19 protein-coding genes and 1 pseudogene are annotated in these 26,285 nt (G+C 70.5%); 3 read left to right on the top strand and 17 right to left on the bottom strand.

Annotation, left to right across the window (positions count from 1 at the left end; all coding sequences use genetic code 11):
• Nucleotides 1-197: 197 nt before the first annotated feature.
• From ispG to AC07AG_RS39555, 8 genes are all read right to left on the bottom strand, one after another.
• Nucleotides 198-1,355, bottom strand: a complete 1,158-nt coding sequence (gene ispG, locus AC07AG_RS39590) for a flavodoxin-dependent (E)-4-hydroxy-3-methylbut-2-enyl-diphosphate synthase (protein WP_478761659.1) — start codon at nucleotides 1,353-1,355, stop codon at nucleotides 198-200.
• 163 nt (nucleotides 1,356-1,518) lie between these two features.
• Nucleotides 1,519-2,820 carry a M50 family metallopeptidase gene (locus tag AC07AG_RS39585; protein WP_478761657.1) on the bottom strand — a complete coding sequence of 434 codons (1,302 nt, stop codon included), beginning with the start codon at nucleotides 2,818-2,820 and terminating at the stop codon, nucleotides 1,519-1,521.
• Complete coding sequence (gene dxr / locus AC07AG_RS39580; RefSeq protein ID WP_478761655.1) at nucleotides 2,817-4,073, bottom strand: 1-deoxy-D-xylulose-5-phosphate reductoisomerase; 1,257 nt, start codon at nucleotides 4,071-4,073, stop codon at nucleotides 2,817-2,819. Before dxr ends, AC07AG_RS39585 begins: the two co-directional genes overlap by 4 nt.
• 109 nt (nucleotides 4,074-4,182) lie before the next feature.
• Nucleotides 4,183-6,129, bottom strand: coding sequence for an acyl-CoA dehydrogenase family protein (locus tag AC07AG_RS39575; RefSeq protein ID WP_478761653.1), 1,947 nt, complete (start codon nucleotides 6,127-6,129; stop codon nucleotides 4,183-4,185).
• A gap of 159 nt (nucleotides 6,130-6,288) precedes the next feature.
• Entirely contained in the window at nucleotides 6,289-6,807 is a 519-nt protein-coding gene (locus AC07AG_RS39570; RefSeq protein ID WP_478761652.1) for a hypothetical protein, read from the bottom strand.
• Between the two features lie 46 nt (nucleotides 6,808-6,853).
• On the bottom strand, nucleotides 6,854-8,299 hold the full coding sequence (locus AC07AG_RS39565) for an aldehyde dehydrogenase family protein (RefSeq protein ID WP_478761650.1): 1,446 nt from the start codon (nucleotides 8,297-8,299) through the stop codon (nucleotides 6,854-6,856).
• Between the two features lie 155 nt (nucleotides 8,300-8,454).
• The gene (locus AC07AG_RS39560) at nucleotides 8,455-10,041 is read right to left on the bottom strand and encodes a PucR family transcriptional regulator (RefSeq protein ID WP_478761648.1); all 1,587 of its coding nucleotides are present in this window, start codon (nucleotides 10,039-10,041) and stop codon (nucleotides 8,455-8,457) included.
• A 205-nt stretch (nucleotides 10,042-10,246) separates the two neighbouring features.
• On the bottom strand, nucleotides 10,247-12,625 hold the full coding sequence (locus AC07AG_RS39555; protein WP_478761646.1) for an ATP/GTP-binding protein: 2,379 nt from the start codon (nucleotides 12,623-12,625) through the stop codon (nucleotides 10,247-10,249).
• 290 nt (nucleotides 12,626-12,915) lie between these two features.
• On the opposite strand from AC07AG_RS39555, the gene gabT reads away from it, so the two are divergent.
• Nucleotides 12,916-14,250 carry a 4-aminobutyrate--2-oxoglutarate transaminase gene (gabT, locus tag AC07AG_RS39550; RefSeq protein WP_478761644.1) on the top strand — a complete coding sequence of 445 codons (1,335 nt, stop codon included), beginning with the start codon at nucleotides 12,916-12,918 and terminating at the stop codon, nucleotides 14,248-14,250.
• A gap of 379 nt (nucleotides 14,251-14,629) precedes the next feature.
• Nucleotides 14,630-15,340, top strand: a complete 711-nt coding sequence (locus tag AC07AG_RS39545) for a phosphatase PAP2 family protein (RefSeq protein WP_478761642.1) — start codon at nucleotides 14,630-14,632, stop codon at nucleotides 15,338-15,340.
• On the opposite strand, the pseudogene AC07AG_RS39540 reads toward AC07AG_RS39545, so the two are convergent.
• The 8 genes and pseudogenes from AC07AG_RS39540 to AC07AG_RS39505 all read right to left on the bottom strand — a co-directional run.
• Nucleotides 15,328-16,332, bottom strand: a pseudogene (locus AC07AG_RS39540) (chitinase); the annotation flags it as partial. The gene AC07AG_RS39545 and the pseudogene AC07AG_RS39540 sit on opposite strands and share 13 nt — an antisense overlap.
• A 298-nt stretch (nucleotides 16,333-16,630) precedes the next feature.
• Nucleotides 16,631-17,107: a hypothetical protein gene (locus AC07AG_RS39535; protein ID WP_249587428.1), complete on the bottom strand. Its 477-nt coding sequence runs from the start codon at nucleotides 17,105-17,107 to the stop codon at nucleotides 16,631-16,633.
• A gap of 145 nt (nucleotides 17,108-17,252) precedes the next feature.
• Nucleotides 17,253-18,671 (bottom strand): NAD(P)/FAD-dependent oxidoreductase, encoded by a 1,419-nt coding sequence (locus AC07AG_RS39530; protein ID WP_478761640.1) that lies wholly within the window; start codon nucleotides 18,669-18,671, stop codon nucleotides 17,253-17,255.
• Between the two features lie 29 nt (nucleotides 18,672-18,700).
• Nucleotides 18,701-19,504, bottom strand: coding sequence for an ABC transporter permease (locus tag AC07AG_RS39525; protein WP_478761638.1), 804 nt, complete (start codon nucleotides 19,502-19,504; stop codon nucleotides 18,701-18,703).
• Entirely contained in the window at nucleotides 19,504-20,433 is a 930-nt protein-coding gene (locus tag AC07AG_RS39520) for an ABC transporter permease (RefSeq protein ID WP_478761636.1), read from the bottom strand. Before AC07AG_RS39520 ends, AC07AG_RS39525 begins: the two co-directional genes overlap by 1 nt.
• Complete coding sequence (locus tag AC07AG_RS39515) at nucleotides 20,430-21,590, bottom strand: ABC transporter ATP-binding protein (RefSeq protein ID WP_478761634.1); 1,161 nt, start codon at nucleotides 21,588-21,590, stop codon at nucleotides 20,430-20,432. The genes AC07AG_RS39520 and AC07AG_RS39515 overlap by 4 nt, the downstream gene beginning before the upstream one ends.
• Before the next feature lie 71 nt (nucleotides 21,591-21,661).
• Nucleotides 21,662-22,906, bottom strand: a complete 1,245-nt coding sequence (locus tag AC07AG_RS39510) for an ABC transporter substrate-binding protein (RefSeq protein ID WP_478761632.1) — start codon at nucleotides 22,904-22,906, stop codon at nucleotides 21,662-21,664.
• 62 nt (nucleotides 22,907-22,968) lie between these two features.
• On the bottom strand, nucleotides 22,969-24,471 hold the full coding sequence (locus AC07AG_RS39505; protein WP_478761630.1) for a gamma-aminobutyraldehyde dehydrogenase: 1,503 nt from the start codon (nucleotides 24,469-24,471) through the stop codon (nucleotides 22,969-22,971).
• 176 nt (nucleotides 24,472-24,647) lie between these two features.
• Here AC07AG_RS39505 and AC07AG_RS39500 point away from each other — a divergent pair, with 176 nt between their 5' ends.
• A complete protein-coding gene (locus AC07AG_RS39500) occupies nucleotides 24,648-25,229 on the top strand; it encodes an NADAR family protein (RefSeq protein WP_478761628.1) in 582 nt (193 codons plus the stop codon).
• A gap of 95 nt (nucleotides 25,230-25,324) precedes the next feature.
• On the opposite strand, the gene AC07AG_RS39495 is transcribed toward AC07AG_RS39500, so the two are convergent.
• Nucleotides 25,325-25,840 (bottom strand): DUF4190 domain-containing protein, encoded by a 516-nt coding sequence (locus tag AC07AG_RS39495; protein ID WP_478761627.1) that lies wholly within the window; start codon nucleotides 25,838-25,840, stop codon nucleotides 25,325-25,327.
• Between the last annotated feature and the right edge of the window lie 445 nt (nucleotides 25,841-26,285).

Raw genomic sequence — 26,285 nt, 5'->3', positions numbered from 1 at the left:
GCGGGTGCTGCCCGGCGGGGCGGGAGCTTTTGCCGCTTCGCGGCGGATTTTTCCCGCCCACCCACCTGATTGCCCAGCGGGCGTTCGGACGGCTGGGCGGGAGGATGCCGCGAAGCGGCGGTTCAGGGCAACGCACGGGCCCCGCCACCAACTGGTGACGGGGCCCGGAGATCAGCGTTCGAGCCGAGCGCAGCGGCTCAGCCGGCGACGGCCACCGTCGGCTCGCCGGAGGGGATTCCGTCCTTCTCCATCTGCTCGGCGATCTTCAGCGCCTCTTCGATGAGGGTCTCCACGATCTTCGACTCGGGGACGGTCTTGATGACCTCGCCCTTGACGAAGATCTGGCCCTTGCCGTTGCCGGACGCGACGCCGAGGTCGGCCTCGCGGGCCTCGCCGGGGCCGTTCACGACGCAGCCCATGACGGCGACGCGGAGGGGGACCTCCATGCCGTCGAGGCCCGCGGTGACCTCTTCGGCCAGCTTGTAGACGTCGACCTGGGCGCGGCCGCAGGACGGGCAGGAGACGATCTCCAGGCGGCGCTGCTTGAGGTTCAGCGACTCCAGGATCTGCATGCCGACCTTGACCTCCTCCGCCGGAGGGGCCGAGAGCGAGACGCGGATCGTGTCGCCGATGCCCTCGGAGAGCAGCGCGCCGAAGGCGACCGCCGACTTGATCGTGCCCTGGAAGGCCGGACCGGCCTCCGTCACGCCGAGGTGCAGGGGGTAGTCGCAGGCGGCGGCCAGCTGGCGGTAGGCGTTGACCATGACCACCGGGTCGTTGTGCTTGACCGAGATCTTGATGTCACGGAAGCCGTGCTCCTCGAAGAGCGAGGCCTCCCAGAGGGCCGACTCGACGAGCGCCTCCGGGGTGGCCTTGCCGTACTTCTGGAGGAGGCGCGCGTCCAGGGAGCCCGCGTTGACGCCGATCCGGATCGGGGTGCCCGCGTCGTTCGCGGCCCGCGCGATCTCCTTGACCTTGTCGTCGAACTGCTTGATGTTGCCGGGGTTCACGCGCACCGCGGCGCAGCCGGCGTCGATCGCGGCGAAGACGTACTTCGGCTGGAAGTGGATGTCGGCGATGACCGGGATCTGCGACTTGCGCGCGATCGTGGACAGCGCGTCCGCGTCGTCCTGCGTCGGACAGGCGACCCGCACGATCTGGCAGCCGGACGCGGTCAGCTCCGCGATCTGCTGCAGCGTCGCCCCGATGTCGGACGTACGCGTCGTGGTCATCGACTGCACCGATACCGGTGCGTCCCCGCCGACGGCGACCGTACCGACCTGGATCTTGCGGCTGACGCGGCGGTCGGCGAGCTTGGTCGGTACGGACGGGATTCCGAGAGAAACGGCAGTCATCTGGCGAGCATCCCCAAGGTGTGGATCAAGGTCCCGAGATCGGCGGGCTCCAGGCTTCGAGATTACGGCACCCCACAGGGCCCGAGCACATCCCGCCCCCAAGTCCACCCAATGGTGGGCGGCCGGACACATAGAGTGTCCGGCCGCCGCGAACTCCACGTTATTAGGAGATTCTCACCGGGTTAACGACGTCCGCGATCAGGACGAGGATCGTGAAGCAGATGAAGATTCCGGCCACCACATAGGCGACGGGCATCAGCTTCGCGACGTCGAAGGGTCCCGGGTCGGGCCGCTTCAGGAGCTTGGCCGCCTTGCGCCGCACCGACTCCCACAGGGCTCCCGCGATGTGCCCGCCGTCCAGCGGAAGCAGCGGAAGCATGTTGAACAGGAAGAGGGAGAGGTTGAAGCCCGCGACCAGGAACAGCATCATCGCGATCTGGTTCTCCGGCGGGATGTCCAGCGTGAAGACCTCGCCGCCCACGCGGGCCGCGCCGACGACGCCCATCGGGGAGTCCTGCTTGCGGTCGCCGTCACCGAAGGCCGCGTCCCACAGGTCGGGGATCTTGGACGGCAGTGCGATGAGCGACTCGACGCCGTTCTCCATCATGTCGCCCATGCGGTTCACGGAGTCGCCGAAGCCCTGCTGGACGACGCCGGTGGCGGGGGTGAAGCCGAGGAAGCCCGCGTAGACGTACTTCCCTTCGACGTAGCCGCCGTCGCCGTCGGTCTTGCTGACCTGGTTCTTGATGAGGTTGGCGTGCAGCTCCACCTGCTTGCCGTCGCGCTCGACCGTGATGGTGGCCGGGCCGATGGTCTCGCGGATCTTGCCCTGGAGCGCGGACCAGTCGTCGACGGGCTGCCCCTGGAAGGCCACGATCTTGTCGCCGAGCTTCAGGCCCGCCGCCTTGGCGGGCGCGGCCGTGTCGCCCTTCTCGCACTTGGAGCGGTTCTCGCTCTGCTGGATGACGCAGTCGGACACCTTGCCGACCGTCGTCGTCTGCGTGCTGATGCCGAAGGTCATCATCACGCCGAGGAAGATCGCCACGGCGAGGATCAGGTTCATGAACGGACCCGCGAACATCACGATCACGCGCTTCCACGGCTTGCGCGTGTAGAAGAGGCGGGTCTCGTCGCCGGGCTTGAGCTCCTCGAAGGCCGCCGACCGTGCGTCCTCGATCATGCCGCGCCAGGGGGACGTCGAGCGTGCCTCTATGCGGCCGTCCGGGCCCGGCGGGAACATGCCGATCATGCGGATGTAGCCGCCGAGGGGGATGGCCTTGATGCCGTACTCGGTGTCGCCCTTCTTGCGCGAGAAGATCGTCGGGCCGAAGCCGACCATGTACTGCGGCACGCGGATGCCGAACAGCTTGGCGGTCGACAGGTGGCCCAGCTCGTGCCAGGCGATCGAGAACAGCAGCCCGACCGCGAAGACGACTATGCCGAGGATCATCATCAAGGTCGTCATGCGCGGGCCTCCGCGGTCGCCTTCGCCGTCAGTTCACGGGACCGGGCTCGTGCCCAGGTCTCCGCTTCGAGGACGTCCGCGACGGTCAGGGAAGTTCCCGCGGACGGCGTGCCGTGTTCGGCGACGACCTTGGTCACGGTCTCCATGATCCCACTGAAGGGCAGGGCGCCGTTCAAGAACGCGTCCACGCACTCCTCGTTGGCCGCATTGAACACCGCCGGGGCCGTGCCCGCGAGCTTCCCCACGTGCCGGGCGAGCCCGACCGACGGAAAAGCGTCGTTGTCCAGGGGGAAGAACTCCCAGCTCGACGCCTTCGTCCAGTCGAAGGCGGGAGCGGCGTCCGGCACGCGCTCGGGCCAGCCGATGCCGATGGCGATGGGGCCGCTCATGTCGGGCGGCGTGGCCTGGGCCAGCGTCGATCCGTCGGTGAACTCGACCATGGAGTGCACGTAGGACTGCGGGTGGACCACGACCTCGATGCGCTCGAAGGGGATGTCGTAGAGGAGGTGCGCCTCGATGACTTCCAGGCCCTTGTTCACGAGCGTCGCGGAGTTGACGGTGATGACCGGGCCCATGGCCCAGGTGGGGTGCGCGAGCGCGTCCTGCGGCGTGACGTCGGCGAGCTCGGCCTTCGTACGGCCCCGGAACGGGCCCCCGGAGGCCGTGACGACCAGCTTGCGCACGTCGGCGCGGGTGCCCGCGGCGAGCGCCTGGAAGAGCGCGGCGTGCTCGGAGTCGACCGGGATGATCTGCCCCGGCTTCGCGAGCGCCTTCACCAGCGGGCCGCCGACGATCAGCGACTCCTTGTTGGCGAGCGCGAGGGTACGGCCCGCCTCGAGCGCGGCGAGCGTGGGCGCGAGCCCGATGGACCCGGTGATGCCGTTCAGGACCGTGTGGCACTCCGACGCGGCGAGCTGCGCGGCAGCGTCGGGCCCGGCGAGGATCTCGGGCAACGGCTCGGTGCCGTACTGCCCCTTCAGCGCCTCGCGCAGCGCCGGTACGACGTCCTCGCGGGCCACCGCGACGGTCCGCACCCGCAGCTGCCTGGCCTGCTCGGCGAGCAGGGCGACGCGGCCGCCGGCGGCGGAGAGCGCGGTGACGCGGAAGCGACGGGGGTTGCGCAGGACGAGATCGATGGCCTGGGTGCCGATCGACCCGGTCGAGCCGAGGATGACGATGTCCCGCGGGCCGTCCGTGACGACGGGGTCGAAGACGAGATGCGGGTCGGCGAGGGGGGCTGGACTGTCGCTCATCCCCCCATTCTTGCCTGGGTGACGGTGCGAGGAGACACTGCGCCCCGATCCGGTCGGCCAAAAACGTGTTCCGGGGCGTCCCCGCAGGGGGAACGCCCCGGAAAGCGCGTCAGCGGATCGGCCGGTGGACGTTCTCCCGTGTGCTCGCGCCCGGTGTGGCGTCCGCGATCCAGGGGCCTTCGCCGCTGGGGTCGACGACGCCCTCCTCCAGCCAGGTGTACGTGCCGGACAGGACGCCCTTGACCACCTTGCGGTCGATGTCGTCCGTGTTGGTCCACAGGCGGTCGAAGAGCTCGTCGACACGGATGCGGGACTGGCGGCAGAACGTGTCGGCCAGTTGGTAGGCCTCGCGGCCGTGGTCCTCGGTCGTCCGCAGGAGCTCCGCGCGCACGCACGCCGCGCTCATCGCGAAGAGTTCGGCGCCGATGTCGACCACGCGGCCCAGGAAGCCCTGCTTGGTCTCCATCTTTCCCTGCCAGCGCGACATCGCGTAGAACGTCGAGCGGGCCAGCTTGCGGGCGTTTCGCTCCACGTAGCGCAGGTGCGGGGAGAGGTCCGCGTGGCCGCTGGGGTGGAACTCGGCGTACGAGTTCGGGAGCTGCCCCGGGCCCGTGACCAGCTTCGGCAGCCAGCGGGCGTAGAAGCCGCCTGCCTTCGCGCCCGCCTTCGCCTTGTCGGAGAGGGACTTGTCCGGGTCGATCAGGTCGCCCGCCACCTTCAGGTGCGCGTCCACCGCCTCGCGGGCGATCAGGAGGTGCATGATCTCCGTCGAGCCCTCGAAGATGCGGTTGATGCGCAGGTCGCGCAGGACCTGTTCCGCCGGGACCGCGCGTTCGCCGCGGGCCGCGAGGGACTCGGCCGTCTCGAAGCCCCGGCCGCCACGGATCTGCACCAGCTCGTCCGCCATCAGACAGCCCATCTCGGAGCCGTACAGCTTGGCGAGCGCCGCCTCGATGCGGATGTCGTTGCGGTCCTCGTCGGCCATCTGCGAGGAGAGGTCCAGTACGGCCTCCAGGGCGAAGGTCGTCGCCGCGATGAACGAGATCTTCGCGCCGACCGCCTCGTGGAACGCGACCGGCTTGCCCCACTGCTCCCGCGCGCCCGCCCACTCACGGGCGATTTTCAGGCACCACTTGCCCGCGCCGACGCACATCGCGGGCAGCGAGAGGCGGCCCGTGTTGAGGGTCGTCAGGGCGATCTTCAGGCCCGCGCCCTCCGGGCCGATGCGGTGCGCGGCGGGGACGCGGACCTGGTGGAAGCGGGTCACGCCGTTCTCCAGGCCGCGCAGGCCCATGAAGGCGTTGCGGTTCTCGACGGTGATGCCCTCCGCCGCCGCCTCGACCACGAACGCCGTGATGCCGCCCTTGTGGCCGTCGGACTTCGGTACGCGCGCCATGACGACCAGGAGGTCCGCGACGACGCCGTTCGTGGTCCACAGCTTCACGCCGTCCAGGACGTACGAGTCGCCGTCCGGCACCGCCATGGTGGCCAGGCGCGCCGGGTCGGAGCCGACGTCCGGCTCGGTCAGGAGGAACGCGCTGATGTCCGTGCGGGCGCAGCGCGGCAGGAACTCGTCCTTCTGCTCCTGGGTGCCGAACTGCTTGAGCGGCTGCGGTACGCCGATCGACTGGTGGGCGGAGAGCAGCGCGCCGATCGCCGGGTTCGCGGAGCCGACGAGGGCGAGCGCCTTGTTGTAGTAGACCTGTGTGAGGCCGAGCCCGCCGTACTTCGTGTCGATCTTCATGCCGAGGGCGCCGAGCTCCTTGAGGCCGTTGATGACCTCGTCGGGGATCTGCGCCTCGCGCTCGATGCGGGCCGAGTCGATCTTCGTCTCGCAGAAGTCGCGGAGCTTGGCGAGGAACTCCTCGCCGCGCCTCGCGTCCTCGTCGGGGGGCATGGGGTGCGGGTGGATCAGGTCGAGCCGGAAGCGGCCGAGGAAGAGTTCCTTGGCGAAGCTCGGCTTGCGCCAGTCCTGTTCGCGGGCGGCCTCGGCGACCTGCCTGGCCTCGCGTTCGGTGACGGACGGCCCGGAAGGGGGTGGGGTTGGTGCGGACATTGAGGAGCTCACCTCGCCGCGGAGTGGGGTCGGTCGGTTCCGATTGAGCCGATCTTGACCCGGTCGGTTACTGACTGGTGCTACTCGATCGTATGGATCGTATGTACCCGATTCGTCCGGAGCCCACCAGTCCTCGCGCAGCGTTCGGCCCCACCGGAGTCACGTGTCGCCGGGCCCCGAGCCGTCCAGCGGAAGGACCGTCAGGGTGCGCCCCCGGGTGACGTACAGGCGGTTCTTCCGCGTGGAGAAGCGGGGCGCGCCCTCGGGCTCGTCCGGCATCGTGTACGTCCACGCCGTCCTGAACGTGTCGCGGTCCACGGCGATGACCGCGGCGTCCGCGGAGGGCGCCATGGGCGGGAAGAGATAGCGGCCGCCGGGCAGGGGCGGGGCCGCGGGCGGGTCGGGCAGGGACACGGTCGACTTCCACCGCCAGGCGTCGCCTTTGCGGGCCTGCTTGCGGCGCTTGCGCTGGACCGCCCACATCTCGCGGCCGAGGAAGGAGAAGTAGATCGTCTCTCCCTCGATGGTGGCCGCGCCGTAGAGACTGCATCCCCTCGCCTCGGCCGGCAGGCCCTTCTCGGCCTCCTCCGGGGCCAGGCTCCATGGCAGGGCGGGGCGACGCCCGGAAGCGGTGCGGCGTGCGTGCCCGGCACGCGAGAACGGCCGGAGCCCCCGCACAGTGGGCTCCGGCCGTCCGGTTCGTGAACTGCCTTGCAGGGCTGCCCTAGAGGGCGAGGCCCGTCAGGACCATGACCCGCTCGTACGTGTAGTCGTCCATCGCGAAGCGGACGCCCTCGCGGCCCACGCCGGACTGCTTGACGCCGCCGTACGGCATCTGGTCGGCGCGGTAGGAGGGGGCGTCGCCGATGACGACGCCGCCGACCTCCAGGTCGCGGTGCGCGCGGAAGGCGGTCTGCAGGTCGTGCGTGAAGACGCCCGCCTGGAGGCCGTACTTGGAGTCGTTGACGGCGGCGAACGCCTCCGCCTCGCCGTCCACCTTCTTGATCGTGAGGACAGGTCCGAAGACCTCCTCGCAGGCGATGGTGACGTCGGCCGGTACGTCGGCGAGCACGGTCGGCGCGTACGAGGCGCCGTCCCGCTTGCCGCCCGCGAGCAGCTGGGCGCCGGCCTGGACGGCCTCGTCGACCCAGGACTCCACGCGCTTGGCGGCGTCCTCGTTGACCAGCGGGCCGACGTCGGTCTTCGGGTCGGACGGGTCACCGGTGACCTGGCCCTCGATGGCCTTGAGCACGCGCGGCACCAGCCGGTCGTACACGGAGGCGTCGGCGATGACGCGCTGCACCGAGATGCAGGACTGGCCGCCCTGGTAGTTGGAGAACGTCGCGATGCGCGAGGCCGCCCAGTCGAGGTCCTCGTCGGAGGAGAAGTCGGACAGGACCACGGCGGCGCCGTTCCCGCCGAGCTCCAGGGTGCAGTGCTTGCGCGGCACCGAGTCCAGGATCGCGTAGCCGACCTTCTCGGATCCGGTGAAGGAGATGACGGGAAGGCGCTCGTCCTGCACGAGGGCGGGCATCTTCTCGTTCGCGACCGGGAGGACCGACCAGGACCCGGCGGGCAGCTCGGTCTCGGCGAGCAGCTCGCCGATGAGGAGACCGGAGAGCGGGGTCGCGGGCGCCGGCTTGAGGATGATCGGCGTGCCGGACGCGATGGCCGGGGCGATCTTGTGGGCGCAGAGGTTCAGCGGGAAGTTGAACGGCGCGATGCCAAGGACGACGCCCTTGGAGAAGCGGCGCGTGAAGGCGAGGCGCCCCTGGCCGCCGGCGTCGGTGTCGAGGCGCTGGGCCTCGCCGCCGTTGAACCGGCGGGCTTCCTCGGAGGCGAAGCGGAAGACGGAGACGGCACGGCCGACCTCGCCGCGGGCCCACTTGATCGGCTTGCCGTTCTCGGCGGAGATGAGCTGGGCGATCTCTTCCGTCCGCTCGACGAGCCTGCGGCTCACGTGGTCGAGGGCGGCGGCCCGCACGTGCGCCGGGGTCGCGGCGAACTCGTCGCGCACCGCGTACGCGGCGGCGACGGCCTCCTCGACCTGGGCGTCGGTCGGGACGGCCGCCTTGCCGACGACCCGCCCGTCCCAGGGCGAGGTGACGTCGAGAGTGGTCTCACCGGTGGTCTGGCGACCGGCGAGCCAGAAGGCGTGGATGGAAGTCATGTCGATTCCCGGCCCTTCCGCGAAGGTGTGTCTTGGGGGGTACGTTCCCCACCGTAGGGGCGGTAAGGGTGCAGGGCGTTTGTCCGACTCGGAGTAGTGCCCTGCGGGCCCGCGCCTCTTTGGCAGGGGACCGGACCCGGACCAATCCCCCGCAGCTACTCCGTACCGCTCGATGTCGCCTTCAGCGACAGCCACAGCTCCATGCGGACGTCCGGGTCGTCCAGGGAGCGGCCCAGGATCTCCTCGACCCTGCGCATGCGATAGCGCAGGGTGTGGCGGTGGACGCCCAGGTCCGCGGCTGCCGCGTCCCACTGGCCGTGGCGCGAGAGCCAGGCGCGCAGCGATGCGATGAGGTCGCCGCGGCCGGTGGCGTCGTGCTCGAACAGGGCGCGCAGCAGACCGTCGGCGAACGCCCGCACCGCGTCGTCGGCGAGCAGCGGCAGGACGGAGCCCGCCGCGAGGTCCTCGTGCTCGACCATCGCGCGGCCCCGGCGCCGGGCGATGGACAGGGCCTGGTCGGCCTGTTTGTACGCGGTGGCCGCCGCGATGGGTCCCGCGGGGGCGGAGAGCCCGAGGAGGAGGGCCGCGCCGTCGCCCGCACCGCCCTCCGGTGTCTCGGGACGCCCGGCCTCCAGCGTCTGCGCGTACGCCACGCAGGCCGCGGCGCCCGCGCCGCCGTCCACGACGAGCAGCACGAGCCGCTCGCCGTAGGGGACGACGAGGAGTGCCTCGCCGGCGCGGGCGGCGGCCGACTCGACGGCGTCCGTGAGCCCGGCGAAGGGGTCGCCGTCCTCCGGGGCGGATGCGGGGACCTCGGCGACGACCAGGCGGAACGGCGCGTCCAGCAGGCTTCCGTACAACTCCCCCGCCACCGTGCGGGCGTGGTCCGGCTCCCCGGCGAGCAGCATCCGAAGGACCGCGGAGCCGACCCGGGCCTCGGCTGCCTGGAGGGAGCGGTTGCGCTCGGTGGTGAGGGTGAGCAGCGCTATGGCCGAGTGCAGTGCGTACCGCTCGGCGGTGCCGAGGGTGGATGCCGTGCCGACGGCGAGCGCGGCGCGGGGCCGCCGTCCGGTACCGATCGAGTGCAGCTCCACCCGGTCCTCGGCGCCCGCGACGACCGCGCTCGCCGGTGCCGCGCGATCCCGCAGCCGCTCGACGTCGGAGGTGAGCCTGGCGGCCCTGCGGGTGGCCCACTCCGGGGCCGTGGCGACGACGGCGCCGGACGCGTCGTACAGCGCGGCCCAGCCGTCGACCTGACCGGCGAGCGCGGCGAGGAGTCCCTCGGGGCCGTCGCTCAGCGCCTGCTTGGTCAGCTCGCGCTGGGCGGCGAAGCCCGCGGTGACGGCGCGGTACTGGTCGGCGGCGATGGCGGCGGAGACGGCCTTGCTGATGGCCAGGAAGGGGGTGCGCCGCGGCACCTCGAGGAGCGGAAGCCCCTCGTCCGCGGCTGCGGCGACCAGCGCGTCCGGGATGTCCTTGTAGTGCACGCCGACCGCGAACCCGAGCCCGACGACTCCCGCCGCAGCGAGCCGCTTCACATAGCGGCGCATCGCTTCCGGGTCCTCCGCGTCCAGCTTGAGCGCGGTGATCATGAGGAGCTCGCCGCCCTCCATGTAGGGCACGGGGTCGGTGAGCTCACTGGCGTGCGCCCAGCGCACGGGCGCGTCCAGATGTTCCTCACCCGCGCGCACGGTGAGCTTCAGCGCGGAGTGATGGACGAGGGAGGCGAGCGTGGGCGGCATGGGACCTTCAGGTCTGGTCAGCAGGTCAGGGCAGCTGGTCTGGCAGCGGCGGATGAGGCACGCGTGCCGGTCGGCCATTGAATCCCGGACCGGATGTGGATCTTTTGGCCGGTCCGTATGAACGACCTGTGTCGATTCTGCCTCACCGTACGGTACGTACGGGACCGAATACCCCGTACGTACATCCCTGCCTGCGCCCCGGCGGCTAACCCCGAAGATCCACCAACAGGGGCGGCGCGTGCTCGCCGCGTACGTCTGTCAGGGAGAGGACGGCGTGGCCTGGGGGCAGGGAGTGGGCGAGGTCGGACGCGGACCAGCGTTCGCGCTCGACCTTGCGCACGGTGACGGCGTCCGTGGTGACCGCCTTGCCGGTGACGAGCTTGCGCAGCGAGTGCAGCGCCCGCGTCATCGGCTGATCGGCGAAGACCGTGTGCTGGGCGACTTCCTTGGTCTCGATCCACTCGGTGCCCCAGGCCTCGGTGAAGCGGCGCCCGTCCCAGGTCGTCACGCCGGAGAAGGCCATCCGGCAGCCGACCGCCGCGTAGAGCGGCCCCTGGAGCTGCTCCGGCACCTCTCCGATGGTGCGCAGACCGAGCACGACGCCCGCGTTGAGCGAGCGCAGCCGCTGGATGGCGCGCACGCTCTCGGTGGTGAGGGTGCGCGCTGCGTCGTCCAGGATCAGGCAGGCGAAGTGCGGCCGCCGGGCACGGCCGCGCACGACGTACGTGAACTGGGCGAGCAGCAGCCGGGCGAGCAGCCGCGACGCCTCTTCGTGCCCGTGCTCCGGCAGGTCCACCCTGACCCGCAGCGGGTGGTGGACGACGGCGCGCATCGAGAAGGGGTGCCCCTCGCCGCCGGGGTTGAAGAAGTCGGCGAAGGCGGGCCTGTCGAGCAGGCCGAGCCGGTCGGCGAGGGCGGGGCCCGGGTCGTTGGGGGAGCCGGACTGCCGGATGCGCGCGTCGAGTTCGCGGCGCATGGCGGTGTGCTCGCCCGTGGCGAGGCCCGCCTGGAGGTCGGCGAGGGCCGCGGGATCCCCTTCGAGGAGTTCGCGCAGCGCGGGGACGGAGGGGAAGCGCCCGTGGAGGAGGCGGTAGGGGCCGAGGAGTTGGGCGAGGGTGGTGGCGGCGCGGCGCGTGTCGACGGCTTCGAGGTCGCCGACCAGACCTTCGGCGAGGAAGGCGGCGGCCTCGTCAGCGTCGGCGCAGTCCGCGTACAGATCGATGTCGTGCACGGACGTGGGATCGCCCGGCTTGACCACGACGTCGTACGCGTCGTCCGCGCCGAGCGCCGTGCCCGCCGCACCCACGGCGACGACGGCGCACTGTCCGGTGAGGGCGCCCAGGGCTAGCGACTCGGCCACCGGGCGCATGAGCCGTCCGGTCTTGCCCGCGCCGGACGGGCCCACCGCGAGCAGCGAGGTGCCGAGCACCGCGGGATCGAGCGCGGCCTCGGCGTTGCGTACGGCGTAGGGATTGCGCTCGTCCTTCGCGAACCGGCCGATCCTGACCTGGCCGACGAGCAGGTCGTGGACGGCGGTGCGCGTGGGCAGGTCGCGCTGGCCCGAGGGGTGGGCCCAGGCGGCGCGGCCGTGCCGGGCGACCGTGTCCACGAAGGCGGCGAGCGCGCCGGGGTCGGGGGCGGCCGTCCGCCAGGCGTGGTCCACGCGGGCGCAGTCGACGTCGTTCATGCGTCCGCTGACCAGCTCGGCGGAGAGCAGGTCGGCGGCCTTGTTCTGTCCGGCCGCTCGCAGTTCCGGCCAGTGGGCGCGCGCGGGGGCGCCGGCGGGGCGCGGCGGGGTGACCCGCGGCCGGGCAGGCGCGGCCTTGCGGTCGCGGACCGCCTCCCACCAGCCGCCGATCCGGGCGAAGGGCCAGAGCACCGCGACGGTGATCAGGACGTACAGGGCGTCGGTGAGCACGCGTGACTCGAAGACTTCGTAGCCACCCGCGACAAGCGCGACCAGGGAGAAGACGGGGTCGGCCACGGGCAGCGGCCGTGTGTCGAGCCCCAGGGCGCTCGGCCAGACGTAGACCAGGGCGCCGACCGCGCCGACGGAGGCGAGCACGGCACGGGACGGCTGCGGGCGCCGCGTCACGAAGTGCCGGATCGCGTCGGGCCAGGCACCGAGGCGCCCGACGGTGTACACCACAGCGCCGAAGACAAGCCCGTCGTAGACGACCCGGGCGTCCTCGGCCTGTCGCATCTTGGGCTGGGCGCTGCCCGCCCACCACCACTCGCCCGGTGTGAACAGCTTCAGCGGGGCCCACTGGTAGGGGATGCTGCCCTGCCGCCACAGGGACCAGAACAGCAGGCCGAGCACGGTGGAGATCACCATGCCCACGATCAGACGCCGGTCGGCGCCCTCGGTCTCGGCCTCGGGGGCGGGGGGCCGGTAGGCGTAGCGCCAGATGCCCGGGGCCGCCTCGGGGCGCGGCGCGGCGAGCCATTCGGCCACGGATGAGGCACTCCCGGCGCCGGGCGCCTGGCGAGGCATCGGCGGCGCCGCGGGCCCGGCAGGCCCCGCCGGGCGCGGCACCGGTGTGGCGTGTGTGCCGCGAGCGTCGTGCGTGCCTTCGGAGTCCATGGCCCTTGCCCCCTGACCTGCCGGTCTGTCGGTTCAGCCGTCAATCTAGTGCCCCCACAGGGGTAGTTCACCGCATACGCGCCCGGGACCTGCGGCAACACCCAGCCCCGCGCGGATCACCGATAGGGACGAAAGCCGCAGCCCGCCCCACCCGCCGCTATGTCCACCACGGACAACCGCCACACCGAACAACTCCCCCGTGGAGCATGCCCGCCCCCACCCTCCGCCCCTAACCTGCGAAGAAAGCAAGCATTCGAGCGTCCGCCTCGCCCCACCCCCAGGAGCACCCCATGACCGCACTTCCGCAGGAGCGCCGCGTCGTCACCGCCATCCCCGGGCCGAAGTCTCAGGAGCTGCAGGCCCGCCGTACCGCCACGGTCGCCGGTGGCGTGGGTTCCGTGCTGCCTGTCTTCGCGGCGCGCGCGGGTGGCGGCATCATCGAGGACGTCGACGGCAACCGCTTCATCGACTTCGGCTCCGGCATCGCCGTGACGTCGGTCGGTGCCAGCGCCGAGGCCGTCGTACGCCGCGCGACCGCGCAGCTCGCCGACTTCACCCACACCTGTTTCATGGTCACGCCGTACGAGGGCTACGTCGCCGTCGCCGAGCAGCTCGCCGAGCTGACGCCGGGCGACCACGCGAAGAAGACCGCGCTCTTCAACTCCGGCGCCGAGGCCGTCGAGAACGCCGTCAAGATCGCCCGTGCGCACACCAAGCGCCAGGCCGTCGTCGTCTTCGACCACGGCTACCACGGCCGTACGAACCTCACGATGGCGCTGACCAGCAAGAACATGCCGTACAAGAACGGCTTCGGACCGTTCGCCCCCGAGGTGTACCGCGTGCCGGTGGCCTACGGCTACCGCTGGCCGACGGGCGAGGAGAACGCCGGACCCGAGGCCGCCAAGCAGGCCATCGACCAGATCAGCAAGCAGGTCGGCGCGGAGAACGTCGCCGCGATCATCATCGAGCCGGTGCTCGGCGAGGGCGGCTTCATCGAGCCCGCGAAGGGCTTCCTCCCGGCGATCGTGCAGTTCGCCAACGACAACGGCATCGTCTTCGTCGCGGACGAGATCCAGTCCGGCTTCTGCCGCACCGGCCAGTGGTTCGCGTGCGAGGACGAGGGCATCGTCCCCGACCTGATCACGACCGCCAAGGGCATCGCGGGCGGCCTGCCGCTCGCCGCCGTCACGGGCCGCGCCGAGATCATGGACGCCCCGCACTCCGGCGGCCTCGGCGGCACCTACGGCGGCAACCCGGTGGCCTGCGCCGGTGCGCTCGGCGCCATCGAGACCATGAAGGAGCTCGACCTCAACGGCAAGGCCAAGGCCATCGAGGCGACGATGAAGGCCCGCCTGAGCGCCATCGCGGAGAAGTACGACATCGTCGGCGACATCCGCGGCCGTGGCGCGATGATCGCCATCGAGCTGGTCAAGGACCGCGCCACGAAGGAGCCGAACGCGGAGGCGACGGCCGCGCTCGCCAAGGCCTGCCACGCCGAGGGCCTGCTCGTCCTCACCTGCGGCACGTACGGCAACGTCCTGCGCTTCCTGCCGCCGCTGGTCATCGGCGAGGACCTCCTGAACGAGGGCCTGGACATCATCGAGGCCGCGTTCGCGCGCGTCTGATCGCATACGACCGGTAGTGCTCAGCGGAGCCGGGATCACCCCAAAGGGGGAAGATCCCGGCTCCGCATGTATCCGCACATGGCCTGACGTGTGTGTACAGCGCGCGGTGTCAGACCCGTGACCTGGGGTGACCGTCAGGGCATGTGAAGAACGTGTGCGAGCCCCATGACGGGTTGCCGTTCCGCCTGTCGGCCTGCCACCACCTGACGTACGGTTTCTGCAGATGAGAGAAACACCCCGCCCACAGGGAACTGTGGGCGACACCCGGACGGAGCCTCCCCAGCCCCGTCTTGGTCGTGCCCTCGCGCACACACCCGGAGCTTCTGGCTCCGGAACTCCTCACCGATCGGACGGCCGCCCGCCCCAAACCCCCCGGGGCGTGCGGCACACCGGTCAGGACGGCCGCCTCGGAACTACCCCCCCTGTTCCGGGGCGGCCGACCACTTTCCTCTTCTGCCTCTGCGCGCTGTTCTTCGCGCTCATCACCTGGCAAGTGATCGCCGACGGCCCCCTCCGCGACGCGGACGAGCGGCTCGGCCCCTGGATCACCGGCAGCCGCCTCCCGGACGGCGCCGCCGAATTCCTCGCCGATCTGGGTGGGGTCGCCGTCGCCGCCCCGGTCCTCGCCGCCGCCATCGCCTACGCGGCCTGGCGTGGCCACCGCGCCGGTGCGTTCCGCTGGTGGCTGGGCCCGGCGGTCGCCGCCGTGGCCATGGCCCTGGTCCCGGTCCTCGTGATCCCGCTCAAGGAGCTCATCGGCCGCACGGGACCGCCCGGCATGGACGGCACCGGCTACTACCCCTCGGGCCACACCGCCACCGCGATGGTCGCCTATGGAGGGGCGGCGCTGCTCCTGCTGCCGTACCTGCACGGCCCGTACGCGCGACGCGAACTGGTCATCGCCTGCGGCCTGTTGAACTTCGGGGTCGGGCTCGGTCTCGTGCGCAGGGGCTATCACTGGCCGCTGGATGTCGTTGCCAGCTGGTGCCTGTTCGGGATGGTGCTGCAGGTGATGGTGCTCGTGGTGGCGCGGTACGGCCGCCGCGCCACCGACGCGGACACGGACTCGGACGCGGCTCAGCCGAAGTAGCCGTCGAAGTTCTTCGAGAACTCCCCGTTGTTGTGGCGGTCCCAGTTGATCGACCAGGTCATCAGGCCGCGCAGGCCGGGCCAGGTGCCGTGCGTCTGGTACGAGCCGCAGTTGGTGCCCTTCGTCAGGCAGTCGAGGGACTTGTTGACCTCGGTCGTGGGGACGTGGCCGTTGCCCGCGTTCGTCGACGCGGGCATGCCGATGGCCACCTTCTCCGGGGGCAGCGCGGGGAAGACGTTGTTCGTGTCGCCCGCCACCGGGAAGCCCGTGAGCAGCATGTCGGTCATCGCGATGTGGAAGTCCGCGCCGCCCATCGAGTGGTACTGGTTGTCCAGGCCCATGATCGGGCCCGAGTTGTAGTCCTGGACGTGCAGCAGCGTGAGGTCGTCGCGCAGGGCGTGGATGACCGGGAGGTAGGCGCCGGCGCGGGGATCCTGGCCGCCCCATTTGCCGGTCCCGTAGAACTGGTAGCCGAGCTGCACGAAGAAGGTCTCGGGCGCCATCGTGAGCGTGAAGCCGCTGCCGTACTTGGACTTGAGGGTCTTGACCGCCGCGATGAGGTTCACGATCGACGGCGTCTTCGGGTTCTTGAAGTCCGTGTCGTCGGCGTTCAGTGAGAGGGAGTGGCCCTCGAAGTCGATGTCCAGGCCGTCGAGTCCGTACTCGTCGATGATCGCGGAGACCGAGGAGACGAAGGTGTCGCGGGCCTGCGTGGTGGTCAGCTGGACCTGGCCGTTCTGGCCGCCGATGGAGATCAGGACCTTCTTGCCCGCCGCCTGCTTGGCCTTGACCGCGGCCTTGAACTCGTCCTTGGACTCGACGCCGGGGCACTCGGTCCGCGGACAGAGACTGAAGCGGATGTCGCCGGACGTGGCGGATGTCGGTTCGCCGAAGGCGAGGTCGATGATGTCCCAGCTGTCGGGGACGTCCGCGAGCCGCGTGTAGCCGGAGCCGTTGGCGAAGCTCGTGTGCAGATAGCCGACCAGGGCGTGGTCGGCGGCGGCTGCCGCCGGTCGTGCGGCCTGCGGCGCCGGGTCGGGATCGGCCGCCGCTTCCGAGACCAGCAGGCCGGACGCCGCGAGCGCGCAGGCCGTGGCCGCTGCCACGGTGAGACGTCTGACGCGGCGCGCAAAGGGACGCGCGAGGGGGCGCGGCGATGAACGGTCCACAACTGCCTCCGGGCATGGGGGGATGGGAGGGTGGGCCGCTCAATTTGGTCCAGACCAATGCGGTTGTCAAGGCCCCGTCAAGCCTTCGCCGGGCGGCGGTCCGTTTCCGTGGCTCCCCCGGCTACTCCCCCGCCTGCTCCCCGTCCCGCGGCGCCAGTTGGGCCGCGGCCTCGTGCATCGCGAGTTCGAGCAGTGCCGGATCCGTCAGCGTGCCCGAGCCGTCGGGCGGCACGAGCCAGCGGACACCGCCCGTGGCGCGCCCCGGGTAGGGGACCACGATCCAGGTGCCGTGGCCCGCGCCGCGTACGCCCGTGCCGAGCCAGCGGGCGACCGTGCCCGCCGGCACGAAGAACCCCATGCGGGAGTCGCCGAAGTCGGCGAGCACCGGGCCCGGACGGTCGATGCAGCGGGTCAGTACGTCGAGCGTCGGATAGCCGAGTTCACCGGGGAGGATGAGTACGTCCCAGAGCCTGCCCGCGGGAAGGAGCGCGACCCCCAGGGGGTTGCGCTCCCACTCCCAGCGGCAGGCCTCCGGATCCGGCGCCACCGACACCAGCCATTCGACCGCCGACTTCGCTCCCGAGCCCGAGCCAGTCATGGCGGGACCTCCCTCTTCCTGTGCTGCAGCTGTGCATGTCACAGGAGAGAGGGGGTTCGGGCCGCGGCATTACGCGGGTTCCGGGAACTTGTTGACGAATCGTCGACAGAGGGCGTTCCGAGCCCCGGATCAGGCCGGCTTCAGGTCAGCTGTCGAAGCCCAGGCCCAGCTTGTCCATGGTCTTCAGCCACAGATTGCGCCGGCCGCCGTTCTCGTCCGCACGGGCCAGCGACCACTTGGTCAGGGCCACGCCCGTCCACGCGAACGGCTCGGGCGGGAACGGCAGCGGCTTCGTGCGCACCATCTCCAGGGAGGTGCGCTCCGTGCGCTCGCCGGAGAGCAGGTCCAGCATGACGTCGGCGCCGAAGCGGGTGGCTCCGACACCGAGCCCGGTGTACCCCGCCGCGTACGCGACGCGCCCCGCGTGGGCCGTGCCGAAGAACGCCGAGAAGCGCGAGCACGTGTCGATCGCGCCGCCCCACGCGTGCGTGAACCGGACCCCCTCCAACTGCGGGAAGCAGGTGAAGAAGTGGCCCGCCAGCTTCGCGTACGTCTCGGGGCGGTCGTCGTGCTCGGCGCGCAGCTTGCCGCCGAAGGGGTAGATCGCGTCGTAGCCGCCCCACAGGATGCGGTTGTCGGCGGAGAGCCGGAAGTAGTGGAACTGGTTGGCGCTGTCGCCAAGGCCCTGGCGGTTCTTCCAGCCGATGGCCGCCAGCTGGTCCTCGGTCAGCGGCTCCGTCATCAGGGCGTAGTCGTAGACCGGGACCGTGTACGCGCGCACGCGCTTGACCAGCGACGGGAAGATGTTCGTGGCGAGCGCCACCTGCCGGGCGCGGATGCGGCCGTACGGGGTGCGCACGGCCATCCCGGCGCCTGACGAGGCGAGTTGGAGCGCGGGCGTGTGCTCGTAGACGCGTACGCCCTTCTCCAGGCAGGCGCGCTTCAGGCCCCAGGCGAGCTTCGCCGGGTGCAGCATGGCGACGCCCTCCCGGTCCCAGAGTCCGCCGAGGAAGGTCGGCGAGTCGACGTGCGCGCGCAGGGCGTCCGCGTCGAGCAGCTCGGAGCCGCCCGCGAGGCCGTGCTCCGCCATCTCCTCGTACATCTCGTGCAGTTCGGCGAGCTGGTGCGGCTGCGTGGCCACGTCGATCTCGCCGGTGCGCTCGAAGTCGCAGTCGATGGAGTAGCGCTTGACGGCCGCCTCGATCTCGTCGAGGTTGCGGGCGCCGAGCTCCTCCAGCTTCGCGATCTCGCCGGGCCAGCGGGACAGGCCGTTCGAGATGCCGTGCGTGAGGGACGCGGCACAGAAGCCGCCGTTGCGGCCGGAGGCGGCCCAGCCCGCCTCTCGGCCCTCGACCAGGACCACCTCGCGGTGCGGGTCGCGCTCCTTGGCGATGAGCGCGGTCCACAGTCCGCTGTAGCCGCCGCCGACGACGAGCAGGTCGCACTGCTCGTCACCGGTGAGGGCGGGTTCGGCGCGTGGCTTGCCGGGGTCGTCCAGCCAGTACGAGACCGGCTGGGCGTCGGAGAGAGACTTGGTGAAACGGGTCATGGCGCTTGGGGCCATGATTTCCACTCCTTCAGAACTGTCGGGTGTTACCGCGCCTGCTTGTTGCGGCGCTTGGAGACGATCATTCCGCCGAGCACCAGGAGAACGGCGACAAGGAACATCGCCGTACCGATGACGTTGATCTGAACGGGCGTACCGCGCTGTGCCGATCCCCAGACGAACATGGGGAAGGTCACGGTCGATCCCGCGTTGAAATTCGTGATGATGAAGTCGTCGAAGGAGAGCGCGAAGGCGAGCAGCGCGCCCGCCGCGATCCCCGGTGCGGCGATCGGCAGCGTGACCCGGACGAAGGTCTGCACGGGGCCCGCGTAGAGGTCCTGTGCGGCCTGTTCCAGGCGCGGGTCCATCGACATCACGCGCGCCTTGACGGCGGTCACCACGAAGCTGAGGCAGAACATGATGTGGGCGATGAGAATCGTCCAGAAGCCCAGCTGCGCGCCCATGTTGAGGAAGAGCGTGAGCAGCGAGGCGGCCATGACGACCTCGGGCATCGCCATCGGCAGGAAGATCAGCGAGCTGACGGCGCCGCGCGCCCGGAAGCGGTAGCGGACGAGCGCGAAGGCGATCATCGTGCCGAGCAGGGTCGCGCCGATCGTCGCCCAGGTGGCGATCTGCAGGCTCAGGCTGAGCGAGCCGCACATGTCGGCGACGCCGCAGGGGTCCTTCCACGCGTCGAGCGAGAAGTCCTGCCAGGCGTAATTGAAGCGCCCCTTCGGCTTGTTGAAGGAGAACACCGTCACGACGACGTTCGGGAGCAGCAGATACGCGAGCGTCAGCAGACCCGCGATGACGACGAATTTGCCGCGGAGCCAGCGGAAGAAGGCAGCCATCAGACGAGATCCTCCGTCCCGGACTTGCGGATGTAGAAGGTGACCATGACGAGGATCGCCGCCATCAGGATGAAGGAGAGGGCCGCGGCCGTCGGGTAATCCAGAATGCGCAGGAATTGCGTCTGGATGACGTTGCCGACCATGCGGGTGTCGGTGGAGCCGAGCAGATCCGCGTTCACGTAGTCGCCCGCCGCGGGGATGAAGGTGAGCAGCGTCCCGGAGACGACGCCCGGCATGGAGAGCGGGAAGGTCACCTTGCGGAAGGTGGTGGACGGCTTCGCGTAGAGGTCGCCCGCCGCCTCGTGCAGCCTGCCGTCGATCCGTTCGAGGGACGTGTAGAGCGGCAGGATCATGAACGGCAGGAAGTTGTACGTGAGTCCGCAGATCACCGCGAGCGGTGTGGCCAGGACCCGGTCGCCGTCCGTGACGCCGATCCAGCTGGTGACGTCCAGGACGTGCAGCGAGTTGAGGGCGCCCACGACGGGGCCGCCGTCCGCGAGGATCGTCTTCCACGCCAGCGTACGGATGAGGAAGCTGGTGAAGAACGGCGCGATGACCAGGACCAGGATGAGGTTGCGCCAGCGGCCCGCGCGGAACGCGATGAGATACGCGAGCGGATAGCCGAGCAGCAGACACAGGATCGTGGCGGCGCCCGCGTACATCACCGAGCGCAGGAACTGCGGCCAGTAGTCGCTCAGGGCGTCCCAGTAGGTGGCGAAGTGCCAGGTGACCTTGAAGCCGTCTTCCAGGGAGCCGGTCTGGACGGACGTCGACGCCTGGTAGACCAGCGGCAGCGCGAAGAAGACGACGAGCCAGAGGATGCCGGGGAGCAGCAGCCAGTAGGGGACGAGCCGTCCGCGCTTGCGGATCTTGCGCGGCGCCTCGTCCGGCTCCTGCGCCGGGGGCGCTTTGGTGAGGGTGGTCGTCATGCGGAGGCGTCCTCCTCGACCTTCTCGACGCCCGCCTCGATGTCCTGGGCGGCGTCCAGGCCGAAGGTGTGCGCGGGGTTCCAGTGCAGGACGACCTCGACGCCGGGGACGAGGCGGGTGTCGCGCTCGATGTTCTGGGCGTAGACCTCGAAGGCGTCGCAGAGCGGGCTGTCGATGACGTACTGCGTCGATACGCCGATGAAGCTGCTGTCGGCGATGCGGCCCGTGATGCGGTTGCGCCCCTCGGGGATCCGGCCCGCCTCGTCGGCGTGCGTGAGGGAGATCTTCTCGGGGCGTACGCCGAGGATGACCTTGCCGCCCGTGGTGGTCGGCGCCGTACATCGCGCGGCGGGCAGGACGAGCTTGCCGTCGCCGGCCTTGAGGGTGAGGTCGTCGCCGCTGCGGCCCGCGATCTCGGCCTCGATGAAGTTCGACGTGCCGAGGAAGTTGGCGACGAAGGTGGTGCGGGGGTTCTCGTAGAGGTCGGCGGGGGCGCCGAGCTGTTCGACCTGGCCCGCGTTCATCACCGCGACCTGGTCGGCCATCGTCATGGCCTCCTCCTGGTCGTGCGTGACGTGGATGAACGTGATGCCCACCTCGGTCTGGATGCGCTTGAGTTCGAGCTGCATCTGGCGGCGCAGCTTGAGGTCGAGTGCGCCGAGCGGCTCGTCGAGGAGCAGCACCTTGGGGTGGTTGATCAGGGCGCGGGCGACGGCGACGCGCTGCTGCTGGCCGCCGGAGAGCTGGTGCGGCTTCTTGCGGGCCTGCTCGCCGAGCTGCACGAGGTCGAGCATCTCGCCGACCTTGCCCTTCACGGACTTGATGCCGCGGCGGCGCAGGCCAAAGGCGACGTTCTCGAAGATGTCGAGGTGCGGGAAGAGGGCGTACGACTGGAAGACCGTGTTGACGGGCCGCTTGTACGGCGGCAGCGCCGTGACGTCCTGCTCGCCCAGGTGCACGGTCCCCGAGCTGGGCTCCTCAAGACCCGCGATCATGCGGAGCGTGGTGGTCTTGCCACAGCCGGACGCGCCGAGCAGCGCGAAGAAGGAGCCCTGCGGCACGGTGAGGTCGAGCGGTCGCACGGCCGTGAAGGAGCCGTACGTCTTGCTGATCCCGGTGAGGCGGACGTCGCCGCCGTGTTCTGTAGCAGTCGTCATGGTGCGTCCAGGGGTGTCGAGGGGACTGAGAGGGAGGGCGCGGGAACTACGGACGGGCGTGGTCGCACCGTCTAGGCACCGGTCAGCTTGGCGAACTTCTCCTCGTACGCCGTCTCTTCCTTCGGCGTCAGCGAGCGGAACCCGTGGGACTTCGCGGCCATCTCCTTGTCCGGGAGGATCAGCGGGTTCGCCGCGGCCTTCTTGTCGAGCTTCGCGAGCTCGGGGCGCACACCGTCCACGGGGCAGACGTAGTTGATGTACGCGGCGAGGCGCGCGGCCGGCTCGGGCTCGTAGTAGTAGTCGATGAGCCGTTCGGCGTTCTTCTTGTGCCGCGCCTTGTTCGGGACCAGCAGGTTGTCCGTGGACGTGATGTAGCCCTGGTCCGGGATGTGGAAGGCGATGTCGGGGTTGTCGGCCTGCAGCTGGACGATGTCGCCCGCCCAGCCGAGGCACGCGGCGAGGTCGCCCTTGTCGAGGTCCGACGTGTAGTCGTTGCCCGTGAAGCGGCGGATCTGCTTCTTGTCGACGGCCTTCTGGAGGCGGGCGATGGCCGCGTCGAAGTCGTCGTCGGTGAACTTCGAGGGGTCCTTGCCCATGTCGATGAGCGTCATGCCGACGCTGTCGCGCATCTCGGAGAGGAAGCCGACGCGCCCCTTGAGCTTGGGGTTGTCCAGGAGCTGCGACACCGAGGTGATGTCCTCGCCGTCGGTCGCCTTCTTGTTGTACGCGATGACCGTGGAGATGCCGGTCCAGGGGTACGAGTAGGCCCGCCCCGGGTCCCAGTCCGGGTTGCGGAACTGGGCGGACAGGTTCGTGTACGCGTGCGGCAGGTTGGCCGGGTCCAGTTTCTGGACCCAGCCGAAGCGGATGAGCCGGGCCGCCAGCCAGTCCGTGACACAGATGAGGTCGCGTCCGGTGTCCTGGCCCGCCGCGAGCTGCGGCTTGATCTTCCCGAAGAACTCGACGTTGTCGTTGATGTCCTCGGTGTACTTGACCTTGATCCCGGTGCGCTTCGTGAACGCGTCCAGGGTGGGGCGTCGTTCGTCGTCGTCGACGTCCATGTACTCGGTCCAGTTGGAGAAGGTGATCCGCTTCTCCTTGTCCGAGTGGTCGTCGGACGTGACGTCGCCCTGGCCCTTGCTCGCTGCCGGGATGCCGCAGGCACTGAGCGCACCGAGACCGCCGACGGCGAACGCGCCGCTCGCGGAGGCGCGCAGCAGGGAACGGCGGGTGAGGGCGGCCCTGCCGTTCCTGAAGCTGCGGTGCATGGCGGCCAGTTGGGCCGGGGAGAGGGGTTCGGGCTCGTACTGCTCCATGCGCTTGGTTGCCCTTTCGGGAGGATGGGCGGCCGCTGGTCGGGCGGCCTTCCAGCAATCGGCTATCGGTCCCCGAAGACGGTGCGGTGCCAGTCCTTGCGGACCACCGCGGTGTTGTCGAACATCACGTGCTTGATCTGCGTGTACTCCTCGAAGGAGTAGGCGGACATGTCCTTTCCGTAGCCGGACGCCTTGTATCCGCCGTGCGGCATCTCGCTGAGGATCGGGATGTGGTCGTTGACCCACACGCAGCCCGCCTTGATCTCGCGGGTGGCGCGGTTGGCGCGGAACACGTCGCGGCTCCAGGCGGAGGCGGCGAGTCCGTACGGGGTGTCGTTCGCGAGCCGGATGCCGTCCTCGTCGGAGTCGAAGGGCAGCACCACGAGCACGGGGCCGAAGATCTCGGACTGCACGATCTCGCTGTCCTGCGCGGCGTCGGCGATGAGGGTGGGCCTGTAGAAGGCACCGGGGTGGTCGAGTGCCTCGCCGCCGGTGACCACGCGCGCGTAGGAGCGTGCCCGGTCGACGAAACCGGCGACGCGGTCGCGGTGGACGTGCGAGATGAGCGGCCCGAGGTCGGTGTCGTCGGCGAAGGGGTCACCGAGCCGGACGGTCTCCATCAGCGCGGCGACGCCGTCCACGAAGGCGTCGTACAGCGGACGTTGGACGTACGCGCGCGTGGCGGCCGTGCAGTCCTGCCCGGTGTTGATGAGCGCTCCGGCGACCGCGCCGTGCACGGCGGCGTCCAGGTCGGCGTCGTCGAAGACGACGAAGGGCGCCTTGCCGCCGAGCTCCAGGTGCAGCCGCTTCACGGTGGAGGTGGCGATCTCCGCGACGCGCTTGCCGACGCCGGTGGACCCGGTGAAGGAGGTCATGGCGACGTCGGGATGCCCGACGAGCCGCTCTCCGGCGTCCTGCCCCGCCCCGCTGATGATGTTGACGACACCGTCCGGGATGCCCGCCTCGGTGGCGGCCTGCGCGAAGAGGAGCGAGGTGAAGGGGGTGAGCTCGGCGGGCTTGAGGACGATCGTGTTGCCCGCGGCGATGGCCGGGAGGACCTTCCAGGCGGCCATCTGGAGCGGGTAGTTCCAGGGCGCGATGGAGCCGACGACCCCGATGGGCTCACGCCGTACGTACGAGGTGTGGTCGCCGGAGTACTCACCGGCCGACTGGCCCTGGAGATGCCGTGCCGCTCCCGCGAAGAAGGCGGCGTTGTCGACGGTGCCCGGTACGTCGAACTCCCGGCTGAGCTTGATGGGCTTGCCGCACTGGAGCGACTCGGCCTGCGCGAACTCCTCCGCACGCTCCGCCAGTACGCCGACGAAGCGGTGCATGGCGTCGGAGCGCTCGCCGGGGGTCGCGCCCGCCCACTCGGGGAAGGCGTGCGCGGCGGCGGCGACCGCGGCGTCGACGTCCTTCTCGCCCGCGAGTTCGTAACGGTGGACGTCCTCGCCCGTGGCCGGGTCGACGACGGCGTGGGAACGCCCTGAGGTTCCCTTGGTCAGCCGTCCCGCGATGTACTGCGCGCCGTCCGCGAAGTGGTCCTGCGCCTGGAAGTTGTGCATGACGCTCTCCTCCGCCGTCGCCCCCGTCCCAGGGGGTCGGCGTAGCTCCAGATCGATTTGAGTGCCGATCCTGACAGAGCAGTGGTACTCCAACAAGTGATTCCGTTGTTGCCTTTTGGTTACGCGACGGAATCTGTCGACCAGGTGTCGAGTCCTCCTGGAAAACCCAGGACGGAATGTCAGTGGTGCGTGCCAGACTCGCGTGCATGACGAAGATCGACTCGGTGGATGCGCTGGTCCGCGCGGTGCGTGCGGGGGCACGAGTCAAGTATCTGCACTTCTGGGGGCACAGGCCGCGGCAGGACGGGACGCTCGGTTCGAGCTGCCTGAGCCAGTGGTGGCCGGCGCCCTTCACCGTGGACGGGGTGGAGTACGGGACGGCCGAGCACTGGATGATGGCGGCCAAGGCCCGCCTCTTCGCCGACCCGGAGGCCGAGGCCACGATCCTCGCCGCGCGTACGCCCGCGGAGGCGAAGAAGGCGGGGCGGCTGGTGCGGGGCTTCGACGAGGCGGTGTGGGACCGGGAGCGGTTCGGGATCGTGGTCGAGGGCAGCGTCCACAAGTTCGCGTCGACCGAGCCCCTCCGCTCGTTCCTGGTCGGCACGGGCTCGCGGGTCCTGGTCGAGGCGAGCCCGATGGACCGCATCTGGGGCATAGGCCTGGCGGCCGACGACGAGCGGGCCCAGGACCCGGAGAAGTGGCGGGGGCCGAATCTGCTGGGCTTCGCGCTGATGGAGGCGCGGGGGCGTTTGCACTAGGCGGGACGGCGGAACGGACTCCCTGGACCGCCGCTTCGGGCGGATCTTTCCCGCCCGCCCACCCGTTCATCCGGCGGTACTGGACGCCCCCGGCCCTAGGAGGCGACGACCAGGGTCGTCGAATAGCTGCTGCCGTCCTCCGAAGCCCCGTCCTCCTCGAACACGTCGTCCGGCGTCACGATCAGCACCACCAGCAGGGCCACGCCCAGGACGATGCCCGCGACCCCGCAGATGATCCCGGCCAGCGCCTGCCCGGAGTTCGTCGCCTCGCCGCGCTTCGCCCTGCCGCGCCCGATCCCCCCGAAGATGATCGCGAGGATGCCGAGCACGATCGCCAGGGGCCACAGGCAGAAACCGGCGGCCGCGATGATCCCGAGAACGAGCGCCGTCACGCCCATCCCGTTGGCGGGAGCCATCGGCATCGCGGGCCAGCCGTACCCGGGCGGGCCCTGCCCCCGATGGCCCGGGTAGCCGGGATAACCGGGATAACCGGGATAACCCGGGTAGCCCTGCGGCCCGTGCGCACCGGCGCCCTGGTGGCCTCCCGGAAACCCGGGGTAGCCGTAAGGCACCTGCCCCGGCCCCTCGGGCCCGACCGGAGGCGGCGGCACCGGCTCCTCGCCCTGAGGCCCCGGCTGGGACTGGGGCTGAGGCTGAGGCTGGGGCTGGGGCTGCTGCGGTGAAGGCGGCGCGAAAGGCCCGCCCCCCGGCTGCCCCTGCCCGGAAGGCCCGGAAGGCCCGGAAGGCGCCGCCCACGGATCCCGCTTCTCCAGCGGCACCGGCCCCGAAGCCGCCCCGGGAGCCGACCCGGAAGACGACCCCGCCCCCGGCGCCCCCGGCGCCCCTCGCGCCTCTTCGTCCTCCGGCGGAGCCCACGGGTCCCGCCCCTCGGGCGCACCCGAACCCGCACCCGAGCCCGTCGAGCCCTCAGACATCCCGCGTCACCTCTTTCATACGTTCCGTCATGCTACGGCCACCGCCCCCGGCCGAAGGCGCGCCACTTACGATGATCCCCGACCCACCGATCAGCCGATCAATTCCGTTCCTGGGGAGGAA

It is taken from the genome of Streptomyces sp. NPDC044044 (assembly GCF_056434405.1).
The sequence above is the reverse complement of the archived record's forward strand: the minus strand, read 5'-3'. Positions and strand labels throughout refer to the sequence as shown.

Bases quoted from the DNA above. Each gene is read 5' to 3' on its own strand.
- ispG (WP_478761659.1), bottom strand. From the start codon at position 1,355: ATGACTGCCGTTTCTCTCGGAATCCCGTCCGTACCGACCAAGCTCGCC.
- AC07AG_RS39585 (WP_478761657.1), bottom strand. From the start codon at position 2,820: ATGACGACCTTGATGATGATCCTCGGCATAGTCGTCTTCGCGGTCGGG.
- dxr (WP_478761655.1), bottom strand. From the start codon at position 4,073: ATGAGCGACAGTCCAGCCCCCCTCGCCGACCCGCATCTCGTCTTCGAC.
- AC07AG_RS39575 (WP_478761653.1), bottom strand. From the start codon at position 6,129: ATGTCCGCACCAACCCCACCCCCTTCCGGGCCGTCCGTCACCGAACGC.
- AC07AG_RS39565 (WP_478761650.1), bottom strand. From the start codon at position 8,299: ATGACTTCCATCCACGCCTTCTGGCTCGCCGGTCGCCAGACCACCGGT.
- AC07AG_RS39560 (WP_478761648.1), bottom strand. From the start codon at position 10,041: ATGCCGCCCACGCTCGCCTCCCTCGTCCATCACTCCGCGCTGAAGCTC.
- AC07AG_RS39555 (WP_478761646.1), bottom strand. From the start codon at position 12,625: ATGGACTCCGAAGGCACGCACGACGCTCGCGGCACACACGCCACACCG.
- gabT (WP_478761644.1), top strand. From the start codon at position 12,916: ATGACCGCACTTCCGCAGGAGCGCCGCGTCGTCACCGCCATCCCCGGG.
- AC07AG_RS39535 (WP_249587428.1), bottom strand. From the start codon at position 17,107: ATGACTGGCTCGGGCTCGGGAGCGAAGTCGGCGGTCGAATGGCTGGTG.
- AC07AG_RS39530 (WP_478761640.1), bottom strand. From the start codon at position 18,671: ATGGCCCCAAGCGCCATGACCCGTTTCACCAAGTCTCTCTCCGACGCC.
- AC07AG_RS39525 (WP_478761638.1), bottom strand. From the start codon at position 19,504: ATGGCTGCCTTCTTCCGCTGGCTCCGCGGCAAATTCGTCGTCATCGCG.
- AC07AG_RS39520 (WP_478761636.1), bottom strand. From the start codon at position 20,433: ATGACGACCACCCTCACCAAAGCGCCCCCGGCGCAGGAGCCGGACGAG.
- AC07AG_RS39515 (WP_478761634.1), bottom strand. From the start codon at position 21,590: ATGACGACTGCTACAGAACACGGCGGCGACGTCCGCCTCACCGGGATC.
- AC07AG_RS39510 (WP_478761632.1), bottom strand. From the start codon at position 22,906: ATGGAGCAGTACGAGCCCGAACCCCTCTCCCCGGCCCAACTGGCCGCC.
- AC07AG_RS39505 (WP_478761630.1), bottom strand. From the start codon at position 24,471: ATGCACAACTTCCAGGCGCAGGACCACTTCGCGGACGGCGCGCAGTAC.
- AC07AG_RS39500 (WP_478761628.1), top strand. From the start codon at position 24,648: ATGTCAGTGGTGCGTGCCAGACTCGCGTGCATGACGAAGATCGACTCG.